Source organism: Delftia sp. ASV31 (assembly GCF_016428765.1).
GTDB classification, from domain to species: domain Bacteria; phylum Pseudomonadota; class Gammaproteobacteria; order Burkholderiales; family Burkholderiaceae_C; genus Comamonas; species Comamonas acidovorans.
In genome coordinates, this window is the sequence record NZ_JAELTK010000045.1 from 37,931 (window position 1) to 48,238 (window position 10,308).

At 67.0% G+C, this 10,308-nt stretch carries 13 protein-coding genes; 8 read left to right on the forward strand and 5 right to left on the reverse strand.

All coding sequences use genetic code 11. The features are described from left to right. Positions 1 to 45: 45 nt before the first annotated feature. Positions 46 to 1,005: a LysR family transcriptional regulator gene (locus JHD82_RS16940; protein WP_199137634.1), complete on the reverse strand. Its 960-nt coding sequence runs from the start codon at positions 1,003 to 1,005 to the stop codon at positions 46 to 48. A 114-nt stretch (positions 1,006 to 1,119) separates the two neighbouring features. Here JHD82_RS16940 and JHD82_RS16945 point away from each other — a divergent pair, with 114 nt between their 5' ends. From JHD82_RS16945 to JHD82_RS16955, 3 genes are all read left to right on the forward strand, one after another. Then, complete coding sequence (locus JHD82_RS16945) at positions 1,120 to 2,073, forward strand: hydroxymethylglutaryl-CoA lyase (protein WP_199137636.1); 954 nt, start codon at positions 1,120 to 1,122, stop codon at positions 2,071 to 2,073. Between the two features lie 29 nt (positions 2,074 to 2,102). Further along, a complete protein-coding gene (locus JHD82_RS16950; protein ID WP_332836009.1) occupies positions 2,103 to 3,248 on the forward strand; it encodes a CaiB/BaiF CoA-transferase family protein in 1,146 nt (381 codons plus the stop codon). A 77-nt stretch (positions 3,249 to 3,325) separates the two neighbouring features. Continuing rightward, on the forward strand, positions 3,326 to 4,309 hold the full coding sequence (locus JHD82_RS16955) for a tripartite tricarboxylate transporter substrate binding protein (protein WP_199137638.1): 984 nt from the start codon (positions 3,326 to 3,328) through the stop codon (positions 4,307 to 4,309). Positions 4,310 to 4,352: 43 nt separating this feature from the next. Here the strand turns inward: JHD82_RS16955 and JHD82_RS16960 are convergent, their stop codons facing one another. Beyond that, positions 4,353 to 4,796, reverse strand: coding sequence for a hypothetical protein (locus tag JHD82_RS16960; RefSeq protein ID WP_199137640.1), 444 nt, complete (start codon positions 4,794 to 4,796; stop codon positions 4,353 to 4,355). A gap of 128 nt (positions 4,797 to 4,924) precedes the next feature. On the opposite strand from JHD82_RS16960, the gene JHD82_RS16965 reads away from it, so the two are divergent. The 4 genes from JHD82_RS16965 (at position 4,925) to JHD82_RS16980 (ending at position 8,570) form a co-directional block, all read left to right on the forward strand. Next, positions 4,925 to 5,224 carry a hypothetical protein gene (locus tag JHD82_RS16965; protein WP_088165099.1) on the forward strand — a complete coding sequence of 100 codons (300 nt, stop codon included), beginning with the start codon at positions 4,925 to 4,927 and terminating at the stop codon, positions 5,222 to 5,224. 83 nt (positions 5,225 to 5,307) lie between these two features. Further along, positions 5,308 to 6,228: an intradiol ring-cleavage dioxygenase gene (locus JHD82_RS16970; RefSeq protein ID WP_199137642.1), complete on the forward strand. Its 921-nt coding sequence runs from the start codon at positions 5,308 to 5,310 to the stop codon at positions 6,226 to 6,228. A gap of 12 nt (positions 6,229 to 6,240) precedes the next feature. Continuing rightward, positions 6,241 to 7,878, forward strand: a complete 1,638-nt coding sequence (locus JHD82_RS16975) for an ATP-binding protein (RefSeq protein ID WP_199137650.1) — start codon at positions 6,241 to 6,243, stop codon at positions 7,876 to 7,878. Continuing rightward, positions 7,875 to 8,570 (forward strand): response regulator, encoded by a 696-nt coding sequence (locus JHD82_RS16980; protein ID WP_199137652.1) that lies wholly within the window; start codon positions 7,875 to 7,877, stop codon positions 8,568 to 8,570. Before JHD82_RS16975 ends, JHD82_RS16980 begins: the two co-directional genes overlap by 4 nt. Before the next feature lie 46 nt (positions 8,571 to 8,616). Here the strand turns inward: JHD82_RS16980 and JHD82_RS16985 are convergent, their stop codons facing one another. Then, positions 8,617 to 8,979, reverse strand: a complete 363-nt coding sequence (locus tag JHD82_RS16985) for a hypothetical protein (protein ID WP_199137654.1) — start codon at positions 8,977 to 8,979, stop codon at positions 8,617 to 8,619. Positions 8,980 to 9,207: 228 nt separating this feature from the next. Between JHD82_RS16985 and JHD82_RS16990 the strand changes: the two genes are divergently transcribed. Continuing rightward, positions 9,208 to 9,399: a hypothetical protein gene (locus JHD82_RS16990; RefSeq protein ID WP_288896206.1), complete on the forward strand. Its 192-nt coding sequence runs from the start codon at positions 9,208 to 9,210 to the stop codon at positions 9,397 to 9,399. Positions 9,400 to 9,482: 83 nt separating this feature from the next. On the opposite strand, the gene JHD82_RS16995 is transcribed toward JHD82_RS16990, so the two are convergent. Both JHD82_RS16995 and JHD82_RS30315 read right to left on the reverse strand, forming a co-directional pair. Next, positions 9,483 to 9,941 carry a hypothetical protein gene (locus JHD82_RS16995; RefSeq protein WP_158529986.1) on the reverse strand — a complete coding sequence of 153 codons (459 nt, stop codon included), beginning with the start codon at positions 9,939 to 9,941 and terminating at the stop codon, positions 9,483 to 9,485. A 146-nt stretch (positions 9,942 to 10,087) separates the two neighbouring features. Next, positions 10,088 to 10,308, reverse strand: a 221-nt coding sequence (locus JHD82_RS30315) for a hypothetical protein (RefSeq protein ID WP_199137660.1), incomplete at its 5' end; no start/stop codon positions are given.

Below are 10,308 nucleotides of genomic sequence, written 5' to 3' on the forward strand. Positions count from 1 at the left end.
GTATCACGCAAACTTCAATTAATCGTGATAACTCCCAAGACCTGCTCAGCCCGCCTGGGCGCACCCGGCCAGATAGTCCACCAGCGTGCGCGCCGCAGGCGATAGCCGGCTGCCGTCCCTGAAGCAGATCGCGAACTGCCGCCGCGCCCAGGCATCGGTGAGCGGCACCATGTTCACGCCTTGCACACCTTGCACACCTTGCACACCTTGCACACCTTGCACACCTTGCCCGCCATGACCGGAGCCCGCCATGCCCAGTATCTCCCTGGGCATGATGGCCACGCCCAGGCCGGCGCGCACGCAGCGGATCGTGGCGTCGAAGGAGCTGACCACGGCGCGGTAATTGATGGGCCGGCCGATGATGGCCGCCGCCCGTGCCAGCATGGTGTAGACGGCCGTGGAGGCGGGCAGGCCCACATGCTCGCAATCCAGCGTTTCGCTGAAGCTGCAGCTGTCGCGCAAGGCCAGCGGGTGGCCGGCCGGCACGGCCACGGCCAGGGTGTCGCAGCGGTAGGGCAGGGTCTGCAGGCCCTCCAGATCGGCTGCGTTCCAGCACACGCCCACCAGGGCCAGGCCTTCGCGGATGGATCGGATGATTTCGCTGCTGGTCAGCTCCTCGATATCCACGCGGATCTGCGCGTGCTCGGGCTTTTGCAGAAAGGCCGCGATGTCATCGGGCAGGGACTCGGCAATCGACGACACCGAGGCCAGTATCCGCACCTGGCCCTTCACGCCATGCTGGTAGGCCGCCATGTCGCGGGCCGCGCGGTCGGCGCTGGCCAGCATGGCGCGTGCATGCTCCAGCAGCATCAGCCCGGCTGCCGTGGGCACCACGCCCCGGCGGTGGCGCTCCAGCAGCGGGGCCTGCACCTGCTCTTCCAGCAGCGCCAAGCGCTTGCTGATGGCCGATGAGCCGATGTGCTGCTGCTCGCCCGCGCGGGCGATGTTGCCCAGGTCGCAGGCCGCGACAAAGAGCCGCAGGGTGGTCAGGTCCAGGTCTTTCATGGTGGTTATGGATTTCCATTCGGGAAACTCTGAGGCGAAAAATTATCGCTTCTGCACGCTGATGGGAATATCTAAAGTGCCATTCAAGACAAACCACCCCACGCGAACCTTCCCATGCCAGAACCCATCCGTGCCCTGCAGTCCGCCGTCATCCGCGAGGTCGGCCTGCGCGATGGCCTGCAAAGCATCCAGACCGTGCTGTCCACCGAGCTCAAGAAGGAATGGATACGCGATGCCTACGCTGCCGGCCAGCGCGAGATCGAAGTCGGCTCCTTCGTCCCCGCACGCCTGCTGCCCCAGCTGGCCGACACGGCCGAGCTGGTGGCCTATGCCCGAACGCTGCCGGGCCTGTTCGTCTCCGTGCTGGTGCCCAATCTGCGCGGTGCCGAAGGTGCCCTTGCCAGCGGGGCCGACCTGATGCTGGTGCCCCTGTCGGCCAGCCATGCCCACAGCCTGGCCAACCTGCGCAAGACGCCCGATGAGGTCGTGGCCGAGGTGGCCCGCATGCGTGCCGCACGCGATGCCGCAGGTTCGAAGATGCTGATCGAGGGCGGCATTGGCACGGCCTTCGGCTGCACGCTGCAGGGCCGGGTGGAGCCGGCCGAGGTGCTGCGCTGCATGCAGGCCCTGCTGGACGCGGGGGCCGACCGCGTCAGCATGGCCGACACCGTGGGCCATGGCGGGCCGGGCCAGGTGCAATCGCTGTTCGAGCAGGCGAGGCGCGTTGCGGGCGAACGCTTTTGGTGCGGCCACTTCCACGACACGCGCGGCCTGGCGCTGGCCAATGTGCATGCCGCACTGCAAACCGGCGTCGCGCGCTTTGACGCCACGCTGGCCGGCATCGGCGGCTGCCCCCATGCGCCCGGCGCCAGCGGCAATGCCTCCACCGAAGACCTGGCCTTCATGCTGGACACCATGGACATCGACACGGGCCTGGACATCGAGGCCCTGCTGCGCCTGCGCGCCAAGGTGGCCGCCTGGCTGGATGGCGAAAGCCTGCATGGCGCGCTGTGGCGCGCGGGCCTGCCGCGCAGCGTCACCGCCGACGCAGCCCCCGCCGCTGCATGAACCCCTTACCTTCCCACGAGCACACCTGTATGGCCACCGAACCCCTGCTGCCGCTGTCCGGCATCCGCGTCATCGAATTCACCCACATGGTCATGGGCCCCACCTGCGGCATGATCCTGGCCGACCTGGGCGCCGAAGTCATCAAAGTCGAGCCACCGGGCGGCGACAAAACGCGCACGCTGCCCGGCCTGGGCATCGGCTTTTTCCGCAGCTTCAACCGCAACAAGAAAAGCGTGGTGCTGGACATCACCACCGAAGCGGGCCGCGCCACCGCTGCCGAGCTGGCCGCTGGCAGCGATGTGGTGCTGGAGAACTTCCGCCCCGGCCTCATGCAGTCCCTGGGCCTGGACCACGCCACGCTGTCGCAGCGCGCGCCCGGTCTCATCTACGTCAGCCACAAGGGCTTTTTGCCCGGCCCCTACGAAAAGCGCCTGGCGCTGGACGAGGTGGTGCAGATGATGGGCGGCCTGTCGTACATGACCGGCCCCGTGGGCCGGCCGCTGCGCGCGGGCACCAGCGTCAACGACATCATGGGCGGCATGTTCGGCGCCATCGGCGTGCTCGCCGCCCTGCGCGAGCGTGAGCGCACCGGGCGCGGCCAGGAGGTGCAAAGCGCGCTGTTCGAGAACTGCGTCTTCCTGTCCTCCCAGCACATGCAGCAGTACCTGATGACGGGCGAGGCACCGCCGCCCATGCCCTCGCGCGTATCGGCCTGGAGCGTCTACGACGTGTTCACCCTGGCCGGTGGCGAGCAGCTGTTCATCGGCGCCGTCAGCGACAAGCAGTTCGCCACCCTGTGCCGCGTGCTGGACCGCGCCGACCTGCTGCAGCGCCCCGAATATGCCGACAACGCCGCCCGCGTGGCCGTGCGCCCCCAACTGCTGGCCGAGCTGGGCGCCATCCTGGCCAGCCATGAATCGGCCCGGCTCGCGCCGCAGCTGGAGGCCGCAGGCATTCCCTACGCGCCCATCACGCGGCCCGAGCAACTGGTGGACGACCCGCACCTGCGCCAAAGCGGCGGCCTGGCTTCCATGCAGACCGAAGACGGCGGCCAGACCGACGTGGTGCTGCTGCCCCTGCTCATGAACGGCCACCGCCCCGGCGTGCGCATGCCGCTGGCCGGGATTGGCGAGCACACCGAAGAAATCCTCGGAGCCCTTGCATCACGGACCTGACAGCCAACCCCGGGCGCCGAAGGCAGCAGACAAAACACCCCGGCGCGCATGAGACAACACAAAAAGGAGACAACCCCATGCACTCGTCCCATCCCACCCGCCGCCGCACCCTGCTGGCCCTGGCCGGCGCATCGCTGGGGGCCGCTGCCCTGGGCGTGCGCGCCCAAAATGGCACGCCGCTGCGCGTCATCCTGCCCGTGGGGGCAGGCTCGGGCGCCGACACCATCGTGCGCTCGGCCCAGACTGCACTGGTGCGCTCGCTGGGCGGCCAGCCCGTGGTCATGGAGAACCTGCCGGGCGCGGGCGGCATCACGGGAACGCAGGCCCTGGTCAAGGCGCCGGCCGATGGCAACACCATCGCCTTCATCTCCAACAACCACGCCGTCAACCCCAGCGTGTTCAAGAAGCTGCCCTACGACAGCCTGGCCGACATCACGCCGCTGTCCATCGTCGGCGGCTCGCCCTTCGTGCTGGTCGTCCACCCCAAGGTGGCGGCGCGCAATGCGCGCGAACTGCAGGCGCTCATGAAGGCGCGGCCCGGCGACCTCAACTACGCCTCGTCCGGCAACGGCACCATCTTCCACCTCGCGGCCGAAGTCTTTCTGGACGCGGCCGGCACCACGGCACGCCACATTCCCTACAAGGGCGTCGGCCAGATGGTGGTGGACCTGCTCAGCGGGCAGGTGGACTTCGGCGTGATCGCCGTGGGCACGGCGCAGGCGCACCTCAAATCCGGCGCGCTGCGTGCCATCGGCATCATGGGCCGCGAGCGCGTGGCATCGCTGCCCGATGTGCCCACCGTGGCAGAGCAGGGCTTTCCCGGCGTGGACATCGCCGGCTGGGTGGCCGCCATAGGCCCCAAGGGCATGCCGCCCGCCCAGGTGCGCCGCCTGCACGACGGCATCGCCACCGCCTTTGCCGACCCCGAGGTCAAGGCCGGCTTTGCACGGCGCGACGAATACACCGTGCTCAACAGCCCCGAGGCGGCAGCCCAGTTCCTGCGCTCCGAGCAGGAGCGCTTTGCGCGCCTGGTCAAGAAGGCCAATGTCACGCTGGAATAAAAACTCGGCCCTCTGACTGCTAAAGACAATGCTGGGGCTGTGATCAGCGGGGCGGAGTGGGTGCTGTTGCCGCTGGATCTGCAGCCGGTTGGCCGGACGACATCACCGCCTCCAGCCCGCTTCTCGGGAAGACCGGGCTGTAGTTCACCTGGATCTCGGAGAGCCTGTCATTCACCCGCGTCGTCATGAAATAGCGCGGCATGCCGAATCCCACTTTCATCACCAGACCGCGAAGCTCGGAGAGGGCGCCGACCTTCACATCGGGATCGACCAGTACGGCAATGCGTGCCGTGCTTTTGGCATCGGGGGCTGCGGTCAGCTTCCTGGAGAGTGTGTTTCTCAACTGAGCCGGACTGACCCGCTGGCCATCCAGGCTGTACGGGCGATCATTGCCGCTTGCCGCATGCATTTCGATCACGGTCAGATCTGCAGCAAGAGCGGGTGGGCCGAGCAGGGCGGCCAGCAGCAGGAATCTTGTTGATTTCATGGTTCTGTTGTGCGATGCAGAGCTTGTTGACTCACTCGCTCTGTGAGCTTGTACCAGCTCGTCCCCACTTCTCCCAATTTCCCCCCAGATTGGTCGCAAGAATTCCTTGGCAACTCCAGGAAAAGACCATGATTGATTTCTCGCAAACCAACGCTTCACGCATTCGCCCGGCCCTTGTGCTGGCTATGGCGGCCTTCGCGGCGGCCTGCAGCCATGCGCAGGGCCACGGGGGGCACGGCAATCCGCCGTCGCCGCCGCCCGAGGCCTATACCGCCTGCCAGGGCAAGGCCGAAGGTGACAGCGTGACCCTGACCATGCCTGATGGCAAGACGCTGGCCGGCACCTGCCGCAGCCTGAACGGGCAACTGGTGGCCATGCCGGCCGGCGGGCCCGGCGCAGGCGGGCCGCCGCCCCATCCGCAGCAGTGATCGCGTGGCCCGGCGGGCCACGCCGCCGGGCTGTCTGCAACCCCACGGGCCTGCGCACAGGCCCTCATGAAAAAGCCATCCCCATGAACCACTCTCAAGATGCCCACGACCTGGGCCTTCAGCACGATCTGCAAGTCATGGCGCGCCGCCTGTTCGACCGGCGCCGCATGCTGGGCCTGATGGCCTCTGGCGGCGCCGTGACGCTTCTGTCCGCCTGTGGCGGTGGTGGTGATTCCAGTGATTCGACAGGAACCGGCACGGGCACCGGAACCGGGGCAGGAACGGGCACCGACACGGGTACGGGCACTGGTACGGGCACGGGGACTGGAACCACGACCGGCACCTGCATGGTCGATCCCACGGAAACCGAAGGCCCTTACCCCGCCGACGGCTCCAACGGCTCGCGCGGCAGCCTGGTCAACGTGCTGTCGCAAAGCGGCGTGGTACGCAGCGACCTGCGCAGCAGCTTTGGCGGCATGAGCGGCACGGCTGCGGGCCTGCCGCTGACGCTCAAGATCACCCTGGTCAACGTCAGCACCAACTGCAGCCCGCTGGAAGGCTATGCCATCTACCTGTGGCACTGCACCCGCGAGGGCGAGTATTCGCTGTACTCCACCGACCTGCTCAACCAGAACTTCCTGCGCGGCGTGCAGGCGACGGACAGCAATGGCGAATGCACCTTTGTGACCATCTTCCCGGGCTGCTATGACGGGCGTTGGCCGCACATGCACTTCGAGGTGTTCCGCAGCCTCAACACGGCCGGCAGCTACACCAACAAGCTGCTGACCTCGCAGATGGCCATGCCCAAGGACATCGCCAGCGCCGTCTATGCCGGTGTCAGCGGCTACAGCGCCAGCGTCTCCAACCTGTCGCGGGTCAGCGTGACATCGGACAATGTCTTCGGCGACAACACCAGCGAGCAGATCGCGTGGCAGACGCCCACCTTCACCGGAGACACCACCAATGGCCATACCGCCACGATATCCATCGGCATTGCCGTCTGACGCAGCAACTGAATGAGCCTCCGCCTCCCGCGCCTGAAGCTGCAGCACAAGGCCTTCTTCGCCCTGGCCGTGCTGCTGGTGGCCCTGCTGCTGGTGTTTCTCGGCTTCTCGCGCCTGGGGCTGCAGCGGGGCCTGGGCCCGTACATGGCCGAGGTGGAGCTGACCGGCATGGACGGGCTGGCCGAGCGGCTGGTCCAGCACCACGATCAAAACGGTGGCTGGGATGCGGCGCGCGCCAACCCCGGTTTCTGGCGCGACATGGTGCGCCCGGGCGCAGGCATGGGCCGGGGCTTTCCTGCGGGCGAGCCCGGGCCACGGACACCCATGCCCATGCCGGAGCCGAGGCCTGGTTTTGAGGGAAGCCACGGTCCGGGGCCGGGCCCGGAGTTTCCGCCGCCACCTGGGCCGGAAGGCGGAGAGCGTGCCGATCGCTCAGATCAATCAGATCGCTCCGACCGTACAGACCGTACAGATCGCCCAGGCCCGCCGCCAGACCGCCCGTTCGGCGGCCCGTGGGCGCGCGTGGGCCTGCTGGATGCCCAGGGCCAGCTCATCTCCGGCATGGCGCCGCAGCCCGGTGCGGCGCACCGTGTTCTGCGCGCCGCCAACGGGCAGGCCATTGGCGAGATCGTGCTGTCCCCCGTGCTGACCGGGCAGGGCATGCAGCGCGACCTGGACCGCGCCTTCCTCGCGCAGCAGATGGGTTTTGTGGCCTGGACCGGGCTGGCCGGCCTGCTGCTGGCGCTGCTGCTGTCGGCCTGGCTCACGCGGCGCTGGCTGGAGCCGCTGACCGCCTTTGTCGATGGCCTGCGCGGCATTGCGGCCGGGCGGCTGGACACGCGCGTGGCCATCAAGGGCGATGCGGAGCTGGCCCGCCTTGCGGAAACCTTCAACGACATGGCCGTGCAGCTGGCCACCATGGAGGCCTCGCGCCAGCGCTGGCTGGCCGATGTGGCGCATGAGCTGCGCACGCCCCTGTCCACCATGCGCGCCGAGGTCGAGGCCGTGCAGGACGGCGTGCTGCCCATGGACGACCGCATGGCGCTGCGCCTGCACCGGCAGATCATGCGACTGATACGGCTGGTCAGCGACCTGCGCGTGAGCCTGGACGACCCGCAGGCCCTGCACGGCTCGGGCCATGTGCCCGTGCATGTGCTGACCCTGCTGGGCGAGGCACTGGACGGCGCGCGGCCCGGCTTCGAGCAGGTCGGCATTGGCCTCGACCGCTCCGCCGTGGACCAACTGGCCGCGCGCATTCCGCCGCCGCTGGTGCAGGGCGACCCGCACCGGCTGCACCAGGTGTTTGCCAACTTGCTGGAAAACAGCCTGCGCTACACGGCTGCGGGCGGGCGGCTGCAGGTGTCTGCCGAAATCGTCCAGATGCAGGACCGCAGCATGCTGCAGCTGCGCTGGGACGACACGGCTCCCGGCGTGCCCAGCCAGCACCTGCCGCGCCTGTTCGACCGCCTCTATCGCGTGGACGCCTCCCGCGTGCGCGACGGCGACGGCCTGGGGGGCTCCGGCCTGGGGCTGGCCATCTGCCGCACCATCGTCCAGGCCCATGGCGGCAGCATCGAGGCGGCTGCCTCGCCGCTGGGCGGCCTGCGCATCACGCTGTGGCTGCCCTTGCTGGAAAATCCCGCGCCATGAAGCCTGCCCGCATCCTCCTGGTCGAAGACGAGACCGACATGGCCGCCATCGTCATCGACTACCTGCGCCATGCCGGCTACGAAGTCGAGCACATCCGCCACGGGCGCGAGGCGCTGGACCGCATGCTGCGCTCCCCGCCCGACCTCACCGTGCTGGACATCATGCTGCCCGGCCTCGATGGCCTGGACATCCTGCGCCAGTTCCGCCCCCACAGCGCCAGCCCCGTCATCCTGCTCACCGCGCGTGTCGAGGAAATGGACCGCCTGCTGGGCCTGGAGCTGGGCGCGGACGACTACATCTGCAAACCCTTCGCCCCGCGCGAAGTCGTGGCCCGCGTCAAGGCCGTGCTGCGCCGCAGTGCCGGCCCCGTCCCCGCGCAGCAACGCCTGACGCTGCTGCCCGAGCAGGGCCGCGCCATGCTCAACGGCAGCGTGCTGCCGCTGACCAAGCGGGAGCTGACCTTGCTGCAGGCCCTGATGCGCCAGCCCGGCCGCCTGTACTCCCGCGCGCAGCTGCTGGAGCTGGCCTGCGCCGACACACTGGACGTGAACGAGCGCGCCATCGACAGCCACATCAAGAACCTGCGCAAGAAACTCAAGGCGGCGGACGACCGCCATGAGTGGATTCGCTCCGTCTATGGCGTGGGCTTTGCGTTCGAGCCCGATGGCGGGGCGCAGACGCGGGCGGATTGATCGAGCTACCTGCCAGCCGCACCCATCCGGCCCGCGCCGACCGTGTTCAACGCGCCGCCCCAGGGCCCGCCACGGTGTACACATGCCCGGCCTCTTCGGCAGCCACCTTGGCCGCCTCGCTGCGGCGCACCTCTGCCTGGTCCTCGTACTCGCAGTTCATCACCCGGGCTTCGCTGCCTGCGTACTCCGCCAGCGATTCAGCGCTATTGCGAATGGTCACCAGCGCCTGCGCCACCACGTCCAGCCGCTGATGGCCTTCGGGAATCTCCAGCCAGGCCAGCGCCAGCTGGGCCAGGGCGGAAACCTCGGCACAGCCTTGCTGCACGAAGCGGTCCATTTCATGCAGCGCTGTTGCGAGCTTCTGGGCGTGGGTGTTTTCGGGGGGAGGGGATGGGGGGATGTGCTTCATGGGTTCGACTCTCCACGAAGCATTCCATTGGCGTCTGACATTGCATCTCCTTCAGAAAGGGGTGATGCTTGCCGGTTTTTCGTGACGCAGATACTACGAGTTGCGTAGCTGATTGGCAGGGCGTTCAAGAAGATGGGGGCTGCCGGATGGACTTGAGGCGGGTGCCTACCAGTTTGTGGTTGGCCACGGGTCAATCGCTATGAGCTGGGGAAACACAGACCGGACCTCCTGACCGTGCGCAAGTTGGCGGAAGTGCTCAAGGTGCCGATGGCGTTTTTCCATTCGGATACGGATGATGAGGTGGCGGAGTTTTTGCTCAGGTATGGGCAGGCGAGCAGGGCGGTGCGCAAGAGGGTGGGCGAGGTGTTGAAGGGGCAGGGCGTTTGGGGGGCGTGGAAGGAGGATTGCGCTGCAAAGTGAGCATCAGCCGGCAACCTTTCGGCTCAGCCGCCATGGGGTACTGCTAGCGACGGTCGGGGTCCGGCCAAGACCAGTCGCTCCGACTATTTTTCACCTGACAGAGCTCCAATTACATAGGGCTGGACTGTTCTCTCACACAAAAGCAGCAGTGCCCGTTCTGCGTCGTATCTTGTGGCAAAAATCCGCAGTGCGTCGGGGCCACGGTCGTCAATTTGGATCAGTTGCCAGCCGTTGGAACACTCTTTCAGCTGGACGCCCCAACCGCCAAACCCATTTGGTAGTCCGTTGGACTTGATGTACTCCAGCACCTGGTCGACTTTCACAGGAAGTTCAGCTTGGAAACGCTTGGCGATCAATCCCTCTGGAATTTTCTTCAATGCGGTCAGGCCAATGACTTCACGGAGTAAGAACTTTGCCTGGCCCTCTAATACAGCAACTACACGCTCGTCTAACGAGACCTCGGCGGCCGTGCGGTACGGCTCAGGTCCGTAGCTTGTGCGAGAAAATTTATTTGGTGGCTCTTGGCTCATCAGAGTGAACATGGATTTTGGGGGACTTGCTATGCGCCCTTGTCGAAGGCAGCTGAAAACTATTTTAATTCCAGTTCTTAGAGATGCCGATTTGGTGTAAGACGTAAGTCCGCTGAAACGACGGCGGACGTAGTGAAGTCGCCTCATTCAGGCCTGACTCAGAACAAAGTCCAGTCGTGGACGCAGTAACCCGCGACCGGGGTTGAAGCATGTTCTGACGCACGAGCTTGCACGGGGGGCTTATACACATCTGACGCTGCCGACGAAATGCGAACAGTGTAGATATCGGGGGTGGCCGTATCATTAAAAGAGGGGGGGGGGGGGGGGGGGGGGGGGGGGGGGGGGGGGGGGGGGGGGGGGGGGGGGGGGGGGGGGGGGG

Bases quoted from the DNA above. Each gene is read 5' to 3' on its own strand.
- JHD82_RS16940 (WP_199137634.1), bottom strand. From the start codon at position 1,005: ATGAAAGACCTGGACCTGACCACCCTGCGGCTCTTTGTCGCGGCCTGC.
- JHD82_RS16945 (WP_199137636.1), top strand. From the start codon at position 1,120: ATGCCAGAACCCATCCGTGCCCTGCAGTCCGCCGTCATCCGCGAGGTC.
- JHD82_RS16950 (WP_332836009.1), top strand. From the start codon at position 2,103: ATGGCCACCGAACCCCTGCTGCCGCTGTCCGGCATCCGCGTCATCGAA.
- JHD82_RS16955 (WP_199137638.1), top strand. From the start codon at position 3,326: ATGCACTCGTCCCATCCCACCCGCCGCCGCACCCTGCTGGCCCTGGCC.
- JHD82_RS16960 (WP_199137640.1), bottom strand. From the start codon at position 4,796: ATGAAATCAACAAGATTCCTGCTGCTGGCCGCCCTGCTCGGCCCACCC.
- JHD82_RS16965 (WP_088165099.1), top strand. From the start codon at position 4,925: ATGATTGATTTCTCGCAAACCAACGCTTCACGCATTCGCCCGGCCCTT.
- JHD82_RS16970 (WP_199137642.1), top strand. From the start codon at position 5,308: ATGAACCACTCTCAAGATGCCCACGACCTGGGCCTTCAGCACGATCTG.
- JHD82_RS16975 (WP_199137650.1), top strand. From the start codon at position 6,241: ATGAGCCTCCGCCTCCCGCGCCTGAAGCTGCAGCACAAGGCCTTCTTC.
- JHD82_RS16980 (WP_199137652.1), top strand. From the start codon at position 7,875: ATGAAGCCTGCCCGCATCCTCCTGGTCGAAGACGAGACCGACATGGCC.
- JHD82_RS16985 (WP_199137654.1), bottom strand. From the start codon at position 8,979: ATGAAGCACATCCCCCCATCCCCTCCCCCCGAAAACACCCACGCCCAG.
- JHD82_RS16995 (WP_158529986.1), bottom strand. From the start codon at position 9,941: ATGTTCACTCTGATGAGCCAAGAGCCACCAAATAAATTTTCTCGCACA.